This is a genomic window from Paraglaciecola psychrophila 170 (genome assembly GCF_000347635.1).
Taxonomy (GTDB): Bacteria; Pseudomonadota; Gammaproteobacteria; order Enterobacterales; family Alteromonadaceae; genus Paraglaciecola; species Paraglaciecola psychrophila.
The window spans coordinates 1049295-1067519 of sequence record NC_020514.1; the positions used below are offsets into that span (position 1 = coordinate 1049295).

Annotated in this window: 14 protein-coding genes and 2 pseudogenes; 11 read left to right on the forward strand and 5 right to left on the reverse strand. The window is 40.7% G+C overall.

All coding sequences use genetic code 11. From position 1 onward, the window contains the following. Positions 1 to 74: 74 nt before the first annotated feature. The 3 genes from C427_RS04580 to C427_RS04590 are packed head-to-tail and all read right to left on the reverse strand — an operon-like array spanning position 75 to position 3151. On the reverse strand, positions 75 to 1601 hold the full coding sequence (locus C427_RS04580; RefSeq protein WP_007636823.1) for a DHA2 family efflux MFS transporter permease subunit: 1527 nt from the start codon (positions 1599 to 1601) through the stop codon (positions 75 to 77). A 4-nt stretch (positions 1602 to 1605) separates the two neighbouring features. Further along, on the reverse strand, positions 1606 to 2679 hold the full coding sequence (locus C427_RS04585; RefSeq protein WP_007636824.1) for an HlyD family secretion protein: 1074 nt from the start codon (positions 2677 to 2679) through the stop codon (positions 1606 to 1608). A 28-nt stretch (positions 2680 to 2707) separates the two neighbouring features. Further along, on the reverse strand, positions 2708 to 3151 hold the full coding sequence (locus C427_RS04590) for a MarR family winged helix-turn-helix transcriptional regulator (protein WP_007636825.1): 444 nt from the start codon (positions 3149 to 3151) through the stop codon (positions 2708 to 2710). A 524-nt stretch (positions 3152 to 3675) separates the two neighbouring features. Between C427_RS04590 and C427_RS04595 the strand changes: the two genes are divergently transcribed. From C427_RS04595 to C427_RS04610, 6 genes and pseudogenes are all read left to right on the forward strand, one after another. Further along, positions 3676 to 4440 (forward strand): ribonuclease H family protein, encoded by a 765-nt coding sequence (locus C427_RS04595; RefSeq protein ID WP_007636826.1) that lies wholly within the window; start codon positions 3676 to 3678, stop codon positions 4438 to 4440. 329 nt (positions 4441 to 4769) lie between these two features. Beyond that, positions 4770 to 4898, forward strand: coding sequence for a DUF1414 domain-containing protein (locus tag C427_RS28715; protein ID WP_226991102.1), 129 nt, complete (start codon positions 4770 to 4772; stop codon positions 4896 to 4898). Positions 4899 to 5426: 528 nt separating this feature from the next. Then, positions 5427 to 5564 (forward strand): hypothetical protein, encoded by a 138-nt coding sequence (locus C427_RS28720; RefSeq protein WP_407636116.1) that lies wholly within the window; start codon positions 5427 to 5429, stop codon positions 5562 to 5564. 442 nt (positions 5565 to 6006) lie between these two features. After that, positions 6007 to 6135 (forward strand): annotated as a pseudogene (locus tag C427_RS25650) (class 1 fructose-bisphosphatase); the annotation flags it as partial. A 68-nt stretch (positions 6136 to 6203) separates the two neighbouring features. Continuing rightward, a complete protein-coding gene (locus C427_RS24565; protein WP_081588989.1) occupies positions 6204 to 6452 on the forward strand; it encodes a beta/alpha barrel domain-containing protein in 249 nt (82 codons plus the stop codon). Between the two features lie 174 nt (positions 6453 to 6626). Further along, on the forward strand, positions 6627 to 8255 hold the full coding sequence (locus C427_RS04610) for a glycerol-3-phosphate dehydrogenase/oxidase (protein ID WP_007636830.1): 1629 nt from the start codon (positions 6627 to 6629) through the stop codon (positions 8253 to 8255). Between the two features lie 473 nt (positions 8256 to 8728). On the opposite strand, the gene C427_RS04615 is transcribed toward C427_RS04610, so the two are convergent. Next, a complete protein-coding gene (locus C427_RS04615) occupies positions 8729 to 9487 on the reverse strand; it encodes a DeoR/GlpR family transcriptional regulator (RefSeq protein WP_007636832.1) in 759 nt (252 codons plus the stop codon). A gap of 189 nt (positions 9488 to 9676) precedes the next feature. Here C427_RS04615 and glpK point away from each other — a divergent pair. After that, a pseudogene (gene glpK / locus C427_RS04620) lies at positions 9677 to 11165 on the forward strand (glycerol kinase GlpK). A gap of 243 nt (positions 11166 to 11408) precedes the next feature. Next, on the forward strand, positions 11409 to 12497 hold the full coding sequence (locus tag C427_RS04625; protein WP_007636834.1) for an ABC transporter ATP-binding protein: 1089 nt from the start codon (positions 11409 to 11411) through the stop codon (positions 12495 to 12497). Between the two features lie 19 nt (positions 12498 to 12516). Here C427_RS04625 and C427_RS04630 read toward each other — a convergent pair whose 3' ends face one another. Beyond that, positions 12517 to 14454, reverse strand: coding sequence for a sigma-54-dependent Fis family transcriptional regulator (locus C427_RS04630; RefSeq protein ID WP_007636835.1), 1938 nt, complete (start codon positions 14452 to 14454; stop codon positions 12517 to 12519). A gap of 682 nt (positions 14455 to 15136) precedes the next feature. Between C427_RS04630 and C427_RS04635 the strand changes: the two genes are divergently transcribed. The 3 genes from C427_RS04635 to C427_RS04645 are packed head-to-tail and all read left to right on the forward strand — an operon-like array spanning position 15137 to position 18222. Then, on the forward strand, positions 15137 to 16228 hold the full coding sequence (locus C427_RS04635) for an ABC transporter ATP-binding protein (protein ID WP_007636836.1): 1092 nt from the start codon (positions 15137 to 15139) through the stop codon (positions 16226 to 16228). Next, entirely contained in the window at positions 16229 to 17359 is a 1131-nt protein-coding gene (locus tag C427_RS04640) for an ABC transporter ATP-binding protein (protein ID WP_007636838.1), read from the forward strand. After that, positions 17356 to 18222, forward strand: a complete 867-nt coding sequence (locus tag C427_RS04645; protein WP_034899001.1) for a carbohydrate ABC transporter permease — start codon at positions 17356 to 17358, stop codon at positions 18220 to 18222. The genes C427_RS04640 and C427_RS04645 overlap by 4 nt, the downstream gene beginning before the upstream one ends. The last annotated feature ends 3 nt before the right edge of the window (positions 18223 to 18225 follow it).

The window sequence follows — 18225 nt, forward strand, 5'->3', positions numbered from 1 at the left end:
TTCTATGTCCTGATGAAACTCTGCTTTTAATTAACGCATCCGTTGCGGTGCAAGAGTACGCCTTTAAACATCTATTAAGTTTTGGATTTCTCTGGTGATTTAAGTAAGAATATCAGTGGTATGGCGCCCAGTGTAAACCACATCATTATGCGAAAGTCCTGAAGGTAGGCAAGCGTGGCAGCCTGACGATTGATCATGCTGTTGATTATCATCAAACCCGCTGGGCTTGAGGTCTCAAGTGCCCCACTTTGTACAGCAAGCTGTAAGGCCTGATTAGTTGGAGTGATAAAGTTAGCAAAGGCTGCATGATTAATTTGCATACGTTGCGCCAGATAAGTCATGACCAAGGAAATACCAATACTGCTGCCAATATTACGCATTAAACTAAACAAAGCGGTACCTTCGTTGCGATAATGGGGGGCTAAAGTCGCAAAGCTAATTGTGGATAAAGGCACAAACAAAAATCCAAGTCCCATGCCCTGGATTATACCTGTGGTGACTAACACTGTTGCCGAGGTATCTGCCGTATATTGGGTCATTTGCCATAAAGAATAGCTGGTTAATATTAGACCCAAAAACAGCATATAACGCATATCAACCTTACCTGATAAGCGACCTACTGTGATCATGGCGGCCATGGTACCCAAACCGCGGGGAGCGAGAATAATCCCTACATCCACCACTGGATAACCCATCAAATTCTGCATGAAGGGTGGCAGCAAAGCCATAGTGGCAAGCAATATCACCCCAACGACAAAAATCATAATCAGCCCAATACTAAAATTCCGATCAGAAAATAATCCAGGTTCAATAAATGGATGGCGATGAGTAAATATGTGCACCACAAACAAATAAAAGGCCAGTATCGTCAACCCAGCTTCAATCAACACTTCGCTGCTGGCGAACCAATCCTGTGATTGACCTCTATCCAACATCATTTGCAAGGAACCTATACTTAGCGCTAATAGCACAAAGCCGGTCATATCAAAACGGCGGCTATGATCAAGAGGTGTTTCTTTGACGTAGGCCATGATGCCAAACCAGGCTAATAAGCCAAAGGGTAAGTTGATATAAAACACCCAGCGCCAGTCATAATATTCAGTTAACCAGCCGCCTAACGATGGGCCAAGTATCGGGCCTAACATAACGCCAACGCCCCACATAGCCATGGCTGACCCATGTTTTTCCTGTGGATAGGTGTCCAGTAAAACGGATTGAGACAATGGCACCAAACTGGCACCAAAAACACCTTGCAGTAGCCGAAAAACAACCATTTCAGATAAGTTTTGTGCGGCACCACATAACATTGATGCCAGAGTAAATCCCACCACTGACCACAGAAAAACGTTTTTACGACCAAAACGCGATGACATAAATCCAGTTAAAGGCATAAAAATAGCAGCCGAGACTATGTAGGAGGTCAATACCCAAGAAATCTGATCTTGAGTTGCGCCCATAGAACCTTGCATATGGGGTAGGGCCACATTGGCAATGGTGGTATCTAATGCCTGCATTATGGTAGCCAGCATTACTGAAACGGTGATTAAACCACGATTGATTGGTTTGTCGTTCGGTGTTGCCTGTGTGGTAGTGGTATTCATAGTTTTACAATACGTAACCAAATAACGAACGATGGAATTGTGTATCTATTTCAGTCTCAACACTTAAGCCTGCCCGCAATTCTGGGGCGTTTAATTGTGGCTTAAGATGGATAAGCACGGGCACCCGTTGGGACACTTTGACCCAATTTCCCGTAGTATTTTGCGCTGGCAGCACTGAAAATTCAGCGCTGGTGGCAGGACTCAAGCTTTGAACCTCACCTTGCCAAACAACATCGGGAAAGGTATCCACATAGATAGTCACAGTCTGACCGGGTTTAACATGGGTTAACTGGGTTTCGGTGTAGTTAGCTTCAATCCACAGATTACCGCTGGCCACTAAGGTCATGGCCGTTTGTCCAGCATTTAAATACTGGCCGGGTTTAGGTGGCACACTTACCGTACCTGATAATGAAGCAGTAATCACAGTACGTTTTAAGTTTAGTTTGGCTTGATCAAGGGCGGTTTTAGCAGCCATATAATTGGGGTGTTGTTGAATCGGAAAGTCCACAGAACCACCTAAGGTCACTGCGATGCGATATAAATCTTGTTGATCCGCTTTTAATTGTAATTGTGCCAAATCGGCATTTTGTTTAACAGTGTCAAAAGTGGCTATGGAAATATAGTTTTTATTTAATAAGTCCTGGTGCCGTTGTAGCTCTTTCAATTGAAACGTGTATTTGCTGTTGGCTAATTGAATTTGTGCTTGTTTTTCATAATAGCTGGCTTGCAGGCTGGCAATATCAGTGCGTACTTGTGCAAGTTGGGCCTCTGCGCGCATCGCGGCCATTTGAAAAGGTTCGGGGTTAATCTCAAACAAGGCTTGGCCCGCTCTCACCGTTTGATTTTCATTGATCAATACGTTTTGCACGATACCGGCCACTTCTGCACTGACTTGCACTTTGTTGGCCTTAATGTAGGCGTTATCGGTTTCTACAAAACGACCAGATTTCAAATACCAAACACAGCATAATAATGCCGCACAAAGTGGCACTCCCAACATTAATATCAAGCGGATGTGAGTGGTTTTTTTAACCTTGGCAGGGGGTGAACTGAGCTCGTTGAGCGACGAATTAGTCATAAAATTACTACTCCAAAAATAACCTACGCTATGGTTTCTGCTCTGTTAGAAGGTAGAGCTGATCACGAATGGTATTAAGCGATTGCATAAATTGCAGGGCTTGTTCGTCATTCATGCCCTGTAAGGCAAACTGTTTGATTTTGCTGCCAACCTGTTTGATGCTGTTTAAGTGAGGGGTTGCTGCATCAGTTAAATAAATCAAATAGGCGCGGCGATCACTGGGATCCGCTCGACGTTCAACTAGACCTTGTTGTGTTAACTGATCAAGTAAACGTGCCAAAGTAATAGGCTGAATTTCTAGCATTTCTGCCAGTTCAACCTGTCGAACCCCCTCGTTACGCGATACATAAATTAATGCTCTAGCCTGTGCTAGCGTCAAACTGCTATCTTGCATTTGATTTTGAAAAGCGCGACGTAATAAACGTGTACTGTCGGCTAAGAGAAAGCCTAAATTATTTTCTGTTACTGACATGTAGGAAGTAATTCATATAATAAGTATTGCTTACTATATTGATGGCTCACTAAATTGTCAATTAAGCTTATTTATCAGAATGTTGTTTAAAAGTACAAAAAGAAATAATAGGCAGTGCTAATTTTACATTTGTTTCAGATGGAAACTAGGCGCTTCACTGACAGTAGTGCGTAACGTTTTAAAAGCTAAGTAAAATTAGCAGTCCAGTCATTAATCGATAAGCCGCTTCCCGTGGAGCATTACTTAATATTTTTGCCCCGGATAATTACCCCGACGGGGTTAAGAGGATCTCCGTGTGAATGTGGGATACTGATGCAAAGAGAAGAGCCCATTCATCAGTTATTAATTTTTGTTTTTATGTAATACAACCTACTTTATCTCTCTGTAGTTGAGCGCGGTTGTTTGTATTTGTAAACATCAGAATGACCTAAAGAATGTGGATAAATGTTACGATTATCCTAGACGAAACAAATGCATTCTAAAGTGATGAGTTCAATGACGATCGAGAGTGTTAAGGAAGCATAATGGCTAAGAAGTTTTACGCAGTACTCAAGGGACACAAGGTCGGTATATTCTCCACATGGGCGGCCTGTCAGGCAGCGACCAAGGGCTATTCTGGCGCTGCATTCAAATCATTTCCTACTAAAGAAGAGGCCGACGTATACCTTGGGAATATATCAACTTTACCTGGAGCGTCATCCACAAAGTTTACCCAAGCAGCCACCGCTTCGAATACTCCCGATGGATTAACGGTTGTAATGGCCTATCAGTTTCCCGTACAGATATACACCGATGGCGCTTGCGATCCTAATCCAGGCTCCACCGGCTCTGGCCTCGTGGTGTATGAGCATGGCAAGCTAACAACCTTAAAATACGGTTACCATTCACCTAACGGTACCAATAATACGGCTGAGTTAATCGCTTTAAGAGAGGCCATAAAGTTAGCCCATCATTATCTCGAAAAGGGTCTGCCGGTGGAAATCCTAAGCGATTCAGATTATTCCCTTAAGGCTGTTTTTGTTTGGTCTGAGGGTTGGAAGAAGAAGAACTGGACTAAAGCTGGTAGCGCCCCGATACAAAACCTTGAGTTAATCAAAGAATGTTACGCCTTAAGTCGTGCGCTAATCGGAAAGGTACAGATGACACATGTCAGGGCTCATTTGGGCACCGAGGGTAACGAGCTCGCCGACCGCTTATCAGTACAAGCCCAACTACAGCAAGTGACAGGTTGGACGGATTACACCGACGAGACTACTCCCGAGAAAATACTTGCCTTGAGTCGTGGTTGAAGGATTAAGGTCACGGGTATTTTAAATGCCTAGATAGTTGATTGCAGTCGATAGTAAAAGATAAAAAGAAATAGAACCTCAGAGGACACAGAGAACAAGGAGATAAGTATGATGGGTTATATGTACTCGCTTAAATCTGATCAGGCAATATTAAATTATGAAGCGCGATATGACCCGACTTTCGGCTAAAGCCCCGTCTATTATGAATAGCTGTAAGTGTACCCGCGAAGAAAGCCAGTTTAGGACGCGACTGGAGGGAGGGATTGATCAAATGTGTTGGGAAGCAAGCAACTTGACCCTTTTTTCTAAAGTATGCATCATTTTCGTTCTTGGGAAATCAGGTAAGCCAGGAACTGTCTCTGATGGCCTTAAGCAGTGTTGTGACTAACATTTTCCAACCGCAAGTCTGTATAAATCAGCACGACAAAATGGTCGCACAGTCTACACGGTTCCAATAATTGGAAAAGCGTTCGCCAAATGCCATTGTCTATAGACCAACGCTATGGCCGTAAATCTTGCTGACTGAGACTGTTTTTAATCAGTTTGATGATTAATATTTATGGTCAGCGGGGCCGCAAAGAATTCTGCTGCAAGTTAAAGCTAAGGCCACCGATGTGGGTAACCGTTATTTAATTGGGGTGTTTGATGTTATTGCTGATGGCAATGACTACGCCTATTACGCGGCCTAGACAGAAACATTGCCTCTTTCTCTCATAAACATTATACCCGTTTATCAAAGTGGATTTTAGTGACGAGCATATGGCGCTTGATATAAATACACATCACGTTTATCGGCTAGTGTATCACTTTGTTTGGATACCCAAATATCGACACCAAATGTTTTTTGAGCCTTATACAAAGGGATGAAGGTGATTATTCGTAAGATAGGGGATGCCAATGATTTTGATATTCAGGGATTGTAAATTTAAGAAGAACATATTCACATGGTTATCAAAGGCGAACCAAAAATAGTTCCTAGCCATGTAATGCAAGTTATAAAAAGTATCTCAATGAGAGCGTTTTTTAAGTTATATCCAGAGATTCAGAAACGACACTTCTGCGGCGGTAAACCTTGGACACTGAGCTATTTGTCGAAACCATCGGTAATGCCAATGAAGAGATAATCTGTAAATATGTTCAAAACCAACTAATCGAGCTGGATAGTAAAGAAAATAATGCAGAGCAGTTGGTCTGTTTTAAAACTTGGCCGCTTGCTGCTGTTTTTATCTTTAATAGGTCAAAGCTTGATGTGTTGGCCCGGCATACAATAGCCAGCTCTTTGCAATGGGTTATCTATTTATGGTGCCCCTCTTATTACACCTAAAGACATTCAAATGACGTTTCCAAATACGACATAAACCTTCACTTCGTTTGTGCCTTCCTTCTAAAAAAATCACCAGTTCTCGAGTAAATCAGGGAATGTTTGTAGTGTTATGTTCATTTATGTTTGCTAATGTTCGTTATTGAGGGTATTTTAGTAAAACGAAAATATAAAGACATGAAAACATTTAAAATGTCCATCCGGCTGACTACTTGTTTCAACACCGATTATCCATAAGGTATTTGATGAAAAGGTTAAACTCACAATTACAATACGATGACGTCCCGATGCCGCTTATTGTGCTAATTCGGAGTCTATTAGCTGCTTGCAAAGAAATATCATTTCGGATCAATCAAGGTGCGCTAGCAAGTGTGCATGAGATGCGGACACGGATAATTTCAACCACAGTCATTGAATCTGACTTGATAAAAGTCAGCGGGTCATGTTGAAGCGAACCCTGCCGGATGAGGCTAATACTTTCCAGGAGTTTTCGTCCTGTGCTAACGTTTTGCGCATATTGGCTTTATCTGTTGAGTATTCGATGATGCAAGCTAATCAAAAACTAAAAAGTAATAGTGAGATCATTACAAATTTTTCAAGAGCATTGTTAGCTGAACTGCAGCATGACATGTCAAAAGAAGGATTTGATTGCAAGCTTAACAACAATATTTATGTCATTTATGACGCTTAAATATGTAAAATTTAACACAATTTGCGGTCAGATAAAGTGTTGGTTTAGTCTGAGCTTTGGTAAATAAAACCTCTGAAATTTGATCGTATTTATTGCACCCGATTGTGGTAAATATTGGAATCGGGTGATGTCAGGTAGAGACAATAGCGTAATCTCAGAAAAGGTAATTGAAAAATGAGTCACCTAAGAAAAAATTACATTCAAAAACTCCCCCAGAGTACATTCGATGTATTGATTATTGGAGGAGGGATAAATGGCGCTGTATCGGCTGCTGCATTAGCCGCTAAAGGGGTAAAAGTTGCACTGATTGATAAAGGTGATTTTGCCGGCTTTACCAGTTCGAATTCATCGAATCTGGCATGGGGCGGTATCAAGTATTTAGAAAGCCATGAATATGGTTTGGTAAATAAATTATGTAAAAGCCGCAATCATTTGATGCGCAGCTATCCATCAACTGTCAAAGAAATTAGGTTCTTTACCAGTATTCAAAAAGGTTTCAGATTTCCCCCTTTGTTTATCTATATGGGCACCTTAGTTTACTGGTTAATGGGCAGGTTTTTTACTCGGTTTCCTCAATACCTCAGTGCTAAAAAAATTAAAGCCCAAGAAGCGGTGGTTAACACATCTAATGTCAATGGTGGGTTCGAGTACTCGGATAGTTTCTTACTCGACAATGACGCACGTTTTGTTTTTAACTTTATCCGTTCCAGTATGAGTTATGGATGTATTGCAGCCAATTATGTGAGATCTGAAGGTTCAACTCGCGAAGGTGATGTGTGGGTAACGCAAGCTAAAGACGAGATGTCCGACCAACAGTTTGAAATTCGCTCTAAAGTCATTATCAATGCTGCCGGGCCTTTTGTTGATCCAATCAATGTAGTCAATGAGCAAACTACGCAGCATCACCATCTGTTTTCAAAAGGTATTCATCTTATTGTAGATAAGATAACAGATAGTAATAAGGTACTTACCTTCTTTGCTGATGATGGCAGATTGTTTTTTGTTATTCCTATGGGACCAAAAACCTGTATTGGCACCACGGATACGCAAGTTGAAGACCCTAATACAGAAGTAACCGAAGACGATCGTCAATTTGTATTAGATAACGTTAATAAGTTATTGGTCTTAGACAAACCTTTGACCCAAGACGATATAATCGCTGAGCGATGTGGTGTCAGACCTTTAGCGATTAAAGGCACCGGTGGCAAAGCCGATTGGGTTCAGTTATCACGTAAACATGCCATTGATAGCAACAGTGAAAAAAAGTATCTGTCTATATTTGGTGGTAAGTTAACCGATTGTATCAATGTAGGTGATGAAGTGGCTGGATTGATCAAAGGATTCGGTATTGAACTTCCTTACGCAGATTACAAGTGGTATGGCGAGCCAGATGACACGGTTAAAAATGATTTTATGCACCGTGCGCAGCTAATGAACTTTGATGACTTAACACCTCCCACCTCTACGGAGCCGCTCACCAAGCGTTTTTGGCGGCGTTACGGTAGAAATGCTATTAATATGTTGGAAAGTATTAGGGAAAACCCTGAAAAAGCAGAACTTCTCATCGAAAACTCTGAATATCTGCGAGTGGAAATTGAACATGCCGCTGAACGTGAAATGGTAACTAAATTAGAAGACTTTTTACGCCGACGTTCAAAAATTTCATTGGTGGTGCGAAGGGAAGATATTCTTGCTGCGCCCGGGTTGAAAGAAGCCTGCGTGATCCTGTTTGGGGAAGACGAAGCGCAAGCTAAGCTTGAGGAATATATAGAGTCAACAAAGCAGTCATCGCCAAAAACGTAGTCGCTCCAATCTAAGGCATTTTCGGCCTTATTTCGAGGGGGTAGTATCACGTTAACGAGCGGACTGAATAACATGGGATAATCTGGGCATAAAAAAGTAATATTTATGCCGGATATCCCTGTTCAATATCCAATGGCGACTATTCCCTTCAGTAATATTTGCCATTGCTGCGTAATATTTTGTTATTTATGGCGATCACATATCCAACTATGAAGGTTGATATTCCATTCATCCAGCTCTGGCAGCCTTCAATGAAAGTACACATCATTAAAAACAGTACATCAAATAATAAATAAGTAAATTATACTGTTTGGCGAGGATCGTTGATACCAGTAAATTATAGCTGAAAAGGTCAATTAACATACTATTACTGCACAACAAGGAGTCCATGAGCACAATTGTGATCAATGGTTAAATCATTGTCATTGAGTAAACTATTCGCGATATTACCCTGGCGAGCTAGGTGCAAAAGATTAAACCAAATGCAGGGAAACTTTATTGTTTTTCAGAATTTCTTTAATAGTTTCAGGCGGTTCAAGGTCAGTATAGAAGCGATTTGCCTGGCTTATGTTGGCTAAACTGACCATCGCACGTCGACCAAATTTGGTACCGTCAGCCGCGAGTAATACTTCACGGGAATTTTCAATGATGGCTTGTGCAACTCGCACCTCTCGATAATCAAAATCTAATAAAGAACCATCAGTATCAATGCCGCTTATCCCGATAATGCCATAATCCATTCTGAAGTTTCTAATAAAACTTTCAGTTGCCTCACCGATAACGCCCCCATCTCTATGTCGTACCTCACCGCCAGCAATTATGACCGAAAAATCTTTTTTGGATCCCAGTATGGCAGCTACATGCAGATTATTAGTTACAATTCGCAGATCACTATGACCTAGCAAAGCCTGAGCTATGGTTTCCGTGGTTGTGCCAATGTTAATAAATAAAGAGGCACCATTAGGGATATCTTTAACCAGTCGTTCAGCGATTTTTTGTTTAGCAGGAAGATCCATTATTTTTCTTGCCTGATAAGCAGTATTGGTTGTGCTGGATACCGTACCTGCTCCCCCATGATGGCGAACTATCTTGCGTTGCTCAGAAAGCTCATTCAGGTCACGCCTGATGGTTTGATGAGTGACGTTAAAATGTTGGGCCAGTTTCTCAATCGAAACGAAGCTTTTTTCATTTATCATCTCCAATATTGCTTCATATCTATGGTGCTGAATCATTACACTAACCCTTTTTTTCAAAACAGTCGTCACAAGTGAAGTGAAAGCTATCGTGCATATTTTTCAACATATTAGCATATTTTAAAAGCGCTTCGAATCAATCTAATGTTAAAAACTTGTCAAATGTTTGTTTTGTATGATATAAAACCAATAACGAACATAAAGCAACATTAGGCTTGTTTGATTTATATGAAAGATTATATTTTAGCGATAGATCAAGGAACATCTAGCTCTCGAGCAATCATTTTTGACAGTGAGGGCAATCCTGCTGAGAGTGCACAAGAAGAGTTCTGTCAATATTTCCCAGAAAGTGGTTGGGTTGAGCATGATCCCGAAGATATTTGGCAAACTGTTCTGAGGACGGCGAGAAGTGTTCTTGAAAAATTTGACCTGACTACTTCAAAAATCAGAACCATTGGCATCACTAACCAGCGTGAAACTACCTTAATTTGGGATCGAAAAACAGGCATACCTGTATATAGAGCAATAGTGTGGCAAGACAGAAGAACCAGTTCATACTGTAAAAAACTTGCAAGCGCAGGCCACGAAGAAAAAATAAATAGCAAGACTGGTTTGTTACTTGATCCATACTTCTCTGCGACAAAGATTAAATGGATACTCGATTCAGTGCCTGGTGTGAGAGAAAGAGCAAATAGAGGCGAACTGGCTTTTGGCACTGTGGATACCTACCTTCTGTGGAAGCTAACCGGTGGTAAAGAGCATAAGACAGAGGCGACTAATGCATCAAGAACGATGATATTTAATATCCATACCCAGCAATGGGATCAAGAACTTCTTCAATTATTTGATATCCCTGCTTCTCTTTTGCCCGAGGTTAAAGACTCATCCGATAATTTTGGCATGACAGAAGAAAGTTTGTTTGGAACCGCTATCCCTATCAATGGTATGGCAGGTGATCAACAAGCCGCTCTGTTTGGTCAAACCTGTTTTGAAAAAGGAATGGCAAAAAGTACCTATGGCACCGGATGTTTTATGATAGTAAATACGGGTGACGTGGCATTGAAATCCAGTCATAGATTACTCACTACCATAGCTTACAGATTAAACGGCAAGCCTACATACGCATTAGAAGGTAGTATCTTTATTGCTGGAGCGACCATCCAATGGTTAAGGGATGGGCTAAAAATAATAGCCAATGCTTCTGATGCCGAACCTCTGGCTGAAAAAACTCCCCTTGAGCATGGTGTATATATGGTGCCTGCTTTTACTGGGTTGGGGGCTCCATATTGGGATCCAAATGCCAGAGGAGCCATTTTTTGGATTAACCAGAGACACGGGTATTAAGGAAATAGTGACTGCAGGTTTACAATCGGTTTGTTATCAATCCAAAGATCTGCAGAAAGCGATGGAAAAAGATGGAACGCGTCCCACAAAGTTGCGGGTAGATGGGGGGATGGTAGCTAACAATTGGCTAATGCAGTTTCTGGCAGATATATTGGGAGCACCTGTTGACCGCCCGGTTATTACCGAAACTACCGCTTTAGGGGCTGCTTATTTAGCCGGTTTAAAAGTCGGTATTTTCGATTCACTTGAAGCTCTGTCTGCTAAATGGGAGGTTGAACAGCGATTTTCGCCTGTTATGAGTAAAGAGCGACGAGACAGTTTTTATGCAGGGTGGAAAGATTCGGTTAAGCGTGTGCAATCAGATAGAGATTAAGTCGATTATATGGTGTAGTTAATAGTGTTATACCCATCACTATTTCAGCGGCAGCGTTGTTGGCTGTTTCGCTCACCCGAATGAATTAGTAAGTCTAAGCTTATGGGCTGAGTTCCTTTTCAGCCTAGCAGCAACTTAAATGACTTTGGGTATAGTTATTTGCTCGAGGCATATAAAATTGACTATAAACCCGTAGTTAAATGAATTATTATTTTAGAGAGGTTTTCTTTAGCAAGATTTGTCGTGTCTATTATTTTCGAAAATGTTAGTTTCAGTGGTATCAATGATGCACCAGTTTATAATATAAATCTGATTTTTGAACCGGGTAGCGCTTCGGCTTTACTGGGCCCAAAAGGTGGTAAAGCGGGAAAATCTACTTTGATAAAACTGCTTGCCGGGTTGATAAAACCTTCTCACGGCAAGATAATTATTGACGGCGTTGATGCCACTAATATCCCTGTGCAGAAAAGGAACGTGGCAATGGTACATCAGCAGATAATCAACTATCCCCATATGAGTGTATTCGAAAATATCGCCTCTCCTCTTCGCGTAATGAAAATCAATAAACGTGAAATACAAAAAGAAGTGCTCGAAGTCGCCACATTACTCAGAATTGAAAAGTGTTTAGACAGATACCCATCGGAATTATCTGGAGGCCAACAGCAGCGCACTGCGCTCGCAAGAGCTTTGGTAAAAAAATCAAAAGTAATTTTGCTAAACGACCCCTTTGTAAATTTGGATTACAAATTGCGAGAAGAATTAAGAAGTGAGCTCAAAAGTTTACTCAAAAATCGTAATACCACTGCAATATACGCAACACAAGAAGCACATGAAGCCATGGCCTTAGGTGGTATATGTGTACTTCTTCAAGATGGCAGGGTAATACAGGTAGGTTCTGCATCAGATGTATACCGCAAACCTGTAAATATCGATGCAGCAATGATGTTAAGTGATCCTCCTTTAAATGTGTTTTCAGGCAGGATAAGTGGCTATGAAGTGAGTTTGGGAGAATCTCTTACCTTCCCCAAGACCCATGCAATGGAAGGGATCAAGTCGGGCCAATACTTTTTTGCGTTAAGACCTGGGCATCTCAGACTCACGCCATTTAATGACGATGACTTGGAGCTGTCGATGCGTGTTGAACTGGCAGAGATTAGCGGATCCGGTACCATTATACATACCGCAAATAGTGTATTGAAACTTGTTTTAAACCTAGCTGGTGTTCATGAGTACAAAACTGATTCAATGATTAAAGTCTATATACCTCTACATAAACTGTTTATTTTTGATCAGGACAAATACTTGATAAAATCACCAGGGGAGTCTCAATAGGGCCCTTGTAATCCTACCGTCATCTCACTCCCGCTTCTTTTAATCTTTTGTATAAAGTATTTCGGCTAACATCGAGCGCCTTTGCAGTCTTTGATACGTTGCCTGAAAAGTGGGTGAAAATAGTGATCATCTGCTGGATATCATTCATTTTTTTAGTTTCAAAAGCTTCAATCGCTTTTAAGGGAGACAAGGGCTTCGCAGTAACAGTTGCAGAACCAGCCTTAGATTGATTATCCAATTGTATATCGTCAAAAAAATCATCGGGAAGGTGCCATGTTTGAATTTGGCCATTATCTGCCATAGCTTGTGCAATTTGAATTACACACACCAGTTGCCTGATATTGCCAGGCCAGGGGTGCTTGTGGAATAGATCCATAACTTCAGCTGATAGCGAATTTTTAACCTTAGACTGTTGATGCATTTGATTTATTTTCTCAAACAAATGCCTGCGATCAGTTCGCTCTCTTAAAGGGGGGAGTTCAATATTCAGGCCGGTTACCCGATAATACAAGTCTTGCCGGAAGTTGCCCTTCTCTACTTCAGCCTTTAAGCTTCTGTTTGTTGCTGAAATCAACTTGATATCAACCGAGTAGGTTTTTGTCGATCCTAGTGGTGTAACAGAGCGTTCCTGCAAAACACGCAATAATCTACCTTGAACGTTAAGCGGCATCTCTCCGATTTCATCAAGAAACAGCGTTCCTTTATGCGCCTTTCTGATGAGTCCAATTGAGCCTTTTGTATTCGCGCCGGTAAATGCCCCCTTCTCATAACCAAATAACTCTGATTCGACTAGTTCATTTGGAATGGCAGCACAATTGACTGCTACGAGGGGATAGGATTTACGTTCACTGAAGTGATGGAGGCCATTGACGAACACTTCTTTTCCTACGCCTGTCTCACCATGAATGAGTATGGGAATTGTTTTGTTGACTACCCGTTTAGACTGATCAATAAAGCGGTTAATTTTTTCGTCGCCGAACCCAAAATGCTCAAGAGGAATGGCGATGTTAATATCTGACTCATCCTGCTCTGGCAAAATTTCTATAGTTGTATCAATCACTTTATTTACATCTTGAACATTTCCATGCTCACGGAAGTCCGCAGGATAAATTCCCATAGATGATGGTTTTTTAATTGATCCATAAATTTTATACTTTTCGAGTGCAACCATAGCGAACGATATCTGTTCAGGCTGATTCTTCAAAATGGCGGCCGATATGCCAAATATATCCGCAACATTCACCAGTGCAAGATCATAGCTTAACAAGGACTCAGCTCTTCGATTAGCAGAGATGATAATACCGTTAGCATCAAAAACAACCAAACCAGACCACTGGCTGTCTATGTTATCCATGTTTGTATTGAAACTGAGCATGAAATTTTGTTCACTGTAGCTGCTAACAAGTAATCGATTTTCAATGCCTTGTGACATCAACTTGACTAAACCAAGGGTGTGGGTTTGAGGAAGATAAGAATCGCTTGAAATGTCCAGCATGCCTAAAAGAGATTGGTTTACGTCATAAATCGGTGCTGCTGAACCAATCATAAAGCGATTACATTTCAGGAAATGTTCGTCACGTTGAATTTGTACCGCTTCACCACAATACAATGCAGTACCAATGGCATTGGTACCATTATACTTTTCTTTCCAGTCTATGCCAGCAGCGAAGTGTTCTTGGTGCCTGGGAGATAAGAATCTTTTGTCTCCCCAACTTTGCAGCGCAATCCCTTTGTCATCGGTTAATACAATTAGGCACTGTGCGTTTGAAAGAATATTTTGATAATAAGGCAGCACTTCTGAGTCTGTTGTATTAACCAAATTACAATACTGCTCACTTAAGATATCAGAGTCAGCTTTACTGACTCTTTCTATGACTGGATTGTGTGTGGTTAATAGTCCTAAAGATTCACATCTCTGCCAGGAATCTTTAATTATCCGGTCGTGTTGGCGAGACATTATTAAGATGTACTCATTTTAAATTTTAAGTTCACTTGGCTGCTCCGTCACTATTTTGAAATGTTTAGCGAAGCAATTTGGCAAGCACACCAACTTTTAAATTTGTTGTTATTTTGTTATTGAACAACATTGACCAGCAAACTGCGCACTTATCGTACTTGAACTCATAACTTTTAGCCAGTAATTAGAATGTTGCTTATATTAAATTGTTCGCATTAGGCGAAGTTTTTTGATTAAGTTGTTTTAAAACAGTTGTTTAGGTTAATATTGCATTTGTAGGTGATATTAATTCAAGCTCCCCGACTGGATATATATGAATTCACCTATTAACAAAAATAAAACTATAAACACCTGATTTCAATTTATGAACGATTAAATGAACAATATATTGAACACTTATGCTCAATTATTGTTAACACTATTGAACACATCTGATTAACAGTAATCTCACAATGTTTTTGAAAATGCCCTTTATTAAAAAATTAATGTATATATATCAATGTCTTATTTTAATTTAAAAGGAAATTAACAATATAATTACAATTTGGCCTATTAGCTGCAGTGTACCCTTCAGATTAAACCACCTTTATCTTGCAGAAAAAGACAATGCGTCGGTTGGGAAATAAACGCCTAAATCCACATTGTAGTGGTTAGTGCTTAAGTGAAAAAAGAGGATAACCAGATGTCACTTGTCTTAAAGAATGTTAGTCATGAGGTTGGGGGGGAAAAGTACCTTGATAACGTTAATTTAACTTTAGAGTCGGGTTCTTTTAACGTTTTACTTGGAAGAACACTTGCAGGAAAGACAACATTAATGCGATTGATGGCTGGCCTTGAAAAGCCAACGTCTGGACAAATTTTTATGAATGGTCAAGACGTCACAGGTGTGGCTGTTCAAAAGCGAAATGTGTCAATGGTATATCAACAATTTATTAACTATCCAAATCTTACCGTGCGTGAAAACATCGCTTCACCTTTACGATTATCCAAAGTCACTGAAACTGAAATTAATAGACGTGTTAAAGAAACGGCAGATATGTTGCAAATTAGCCAATATCTTGACCGGCTTCCTTTGGAATTGTCTGGTGGCCAACAACAAAGAACCTCAATGGCCCGGGCGTTAGTAAAGGATGCTAGTTTAATTCTTTTTGACGAACCCCTTGTTAATCTGGATTACAAATTAAGAGAAGAACTTCGCTCAGAGTTAAGAGTTCTTTTTGAAGAAAGAAAGTCGATAGCCGTTTATGCCACTACAGAGGCAAACGAGGCGATGGCGCTTGGAGGCGTAACCACACTTGTCCATGAGGGGAGAATTCTTCAAAGCGGAGCGGTGAACCAGGTATATAGAGGCCCCAAGAACATAGAAGCGGCTAAATTATTTTGTGAACCGCCCATTAATCTAATTGAAGGGCAAATAACACATGATGAAGTATCGTTTTTCGATTCAATTCATTTTCCCTTAGATGAAAAACTCAAAGATTTGCCAAAGAGAAAATTTATATTTGGTGTTAAACCTAGTCACATAGGCCTGGTGCCTAAAAACGATGACGATTTGGAATTACCGATGAAAGTAGAGTTAGCTGAAATCAGCGGTTCAGAGACTTACTTACATGTGTACAACGGGCAATTTTCCCTTATTCTTCAGTTATCAGGGGTTCTTAATTATGCCATTGAGACACCTGTGAACGTCTATTTGCCTATCCATAAACTTTTTGTTTTTGATTTGAATGGGTTAACAATCAAGGTACCAACATTTGATATGGAGAACCTATAAATGGCTGAAATTCATCTAAAGTCACTCGCCCATAGTTACATGAAAAATCCCAATGGAGATTCTGACTATGCTATCCGAGAAATGGATCATATCTGGGAAGATGGCGGTGCTTACGCTCTTTTAGGGCCATCGGGTTGTGGCAAGAGTACCTTACTCAACATAATTTCAGGATTGCTCGAACCTTCAGAAGGTCAAGTATTGTTTGATGGGGTTGAAGTTAATCACATACCGCCGGAAGATAGGAACATTGCTCAAGTATTTCAGTTTCCAGTAATTTACGATTCGATGACTGTTTACGATAACTTGGCTTTCCCTCTGAGAAACATGAAAGTGCCTGAAGTCAGAGTTACTTCCCGGGTCAATGAAATAGCTGAAGCATTAGAATTGACAGATGTTTTAAAGAAAAAAGCGAGCAATCTTTCACCCGATGAGAAACAAAAAATATCAATGGGACGGGGATTAGTCAGAAGCGATGTATCCGCTATATTGTTTGATGAACCCCTGACGGTCATTGACCCGCACTTGAAGTGGAAGCTAAGACGCAAACTAAAGCAAATACACGAACAATTTGATATCACCATGATATACGTGACTCACGATCAGCTGGAAGCTTCCACTTTCGCTGAAAAAATTGCCGTAATGTATGGCGGCCAAATAGTCCAGTTTGGCACGCCCAGAGAGCTTTTCGAAAGACCAAATCATGCATTTGTAGGCTATTTCATTGGTAGCCCAGGTATGAATATAATTGAAGTTGAACGATGTGATAAGGGCGTTAGATTTAATTCTACCGACGTTCCATTAGAGCAATCGTTAAAGTCGTTACTGGATAGCCTGACGAGCTCAAATGTGAAGTTGGGCATTAGACCTGAATTCATACACGTGTGGGAAAAGAAAACAGAAGGGGCCTTTGAATGTAATCTCGACTACGTTGAAGACTTAGGGACCTATAAAATCTTGACTTTGAATTTGGACGGCGAGGCAATAAAGGTACGACTGGACGAGGATAGAGCCATTCCTACTGGGAAAATTTATATCAGTTTTCCAGAGCAATGGCTAAAAATCTACGTTGATGAATATTTAATTGAAGCGGACGTAACCCCGGTTAACGATTCAAGTGAGGTGAAATTGTGAATAAAACATCAAATAATCGGGCGTGGTTTCTTGTTCTGCCCGTGTTCATCCTTGTTGCATTCTCGGCCATAATTCCGATTATGACAGTGGTAAATTATTCAGTTCAAGACATTTTTGATCAGAATACTGCTTATTTTGTTGGTGCTGAATGGTACCGTGAAATGTTACGCAGTCCGCGTTTGTTAGACTCCCTAATTCGTCAATTTGGCTTTTCTTTTTCTATCTTAGCTATTGAGGTTCCGTTAGGGATAGCCATAGCGCTAATGATGCCATCGAAAGGTCGTATGGCAGCAGTATGGTTAATTATAGTTGCCATTCCACTGCTTATACCTTGGAATGTTGTCGGCACTATATGGCAGGTGTTTAGTCGAGAAGATATTGGTTTGTTTGGTTGGGCGGTCAACGCGGTAGGTATTGAATACAATTATGCATCGAGTCCATTTGCCGCTTGGTTCACTGTCGTTCTGATGGATGTCTGGCATTGGACATCCCTTATCGCACTGCTGTGTTATTCAGGTCTTCGTGCGATACCAGAAGCCTTTTACCAAGCTGCAAGAATTGATAGAGCTTCTTCATGGGCAGTGTTCAGACATATTCAGTTACCCAGATTAAAAAGTGTGCTCGTAATCGGTGTTCTTTTGCGTTTTATGGACAGCTTTATGATTTACACCGAACCCTTTGTCTTAACAGGCGGTGGGCCGGGCAATTCCACCACATTCTTAAGTCAAGAGCTCACGAAAATGGCGGTAGGACAATTTGACCTCGGGCCAGCTGCAGCATTCTCACTTATTTATTATTTGATTGTATTGCTGGTTTGCTACGTGTTTTTCACCGCTATTAGTCAACTAGATAAAGTGAAGTAAGGA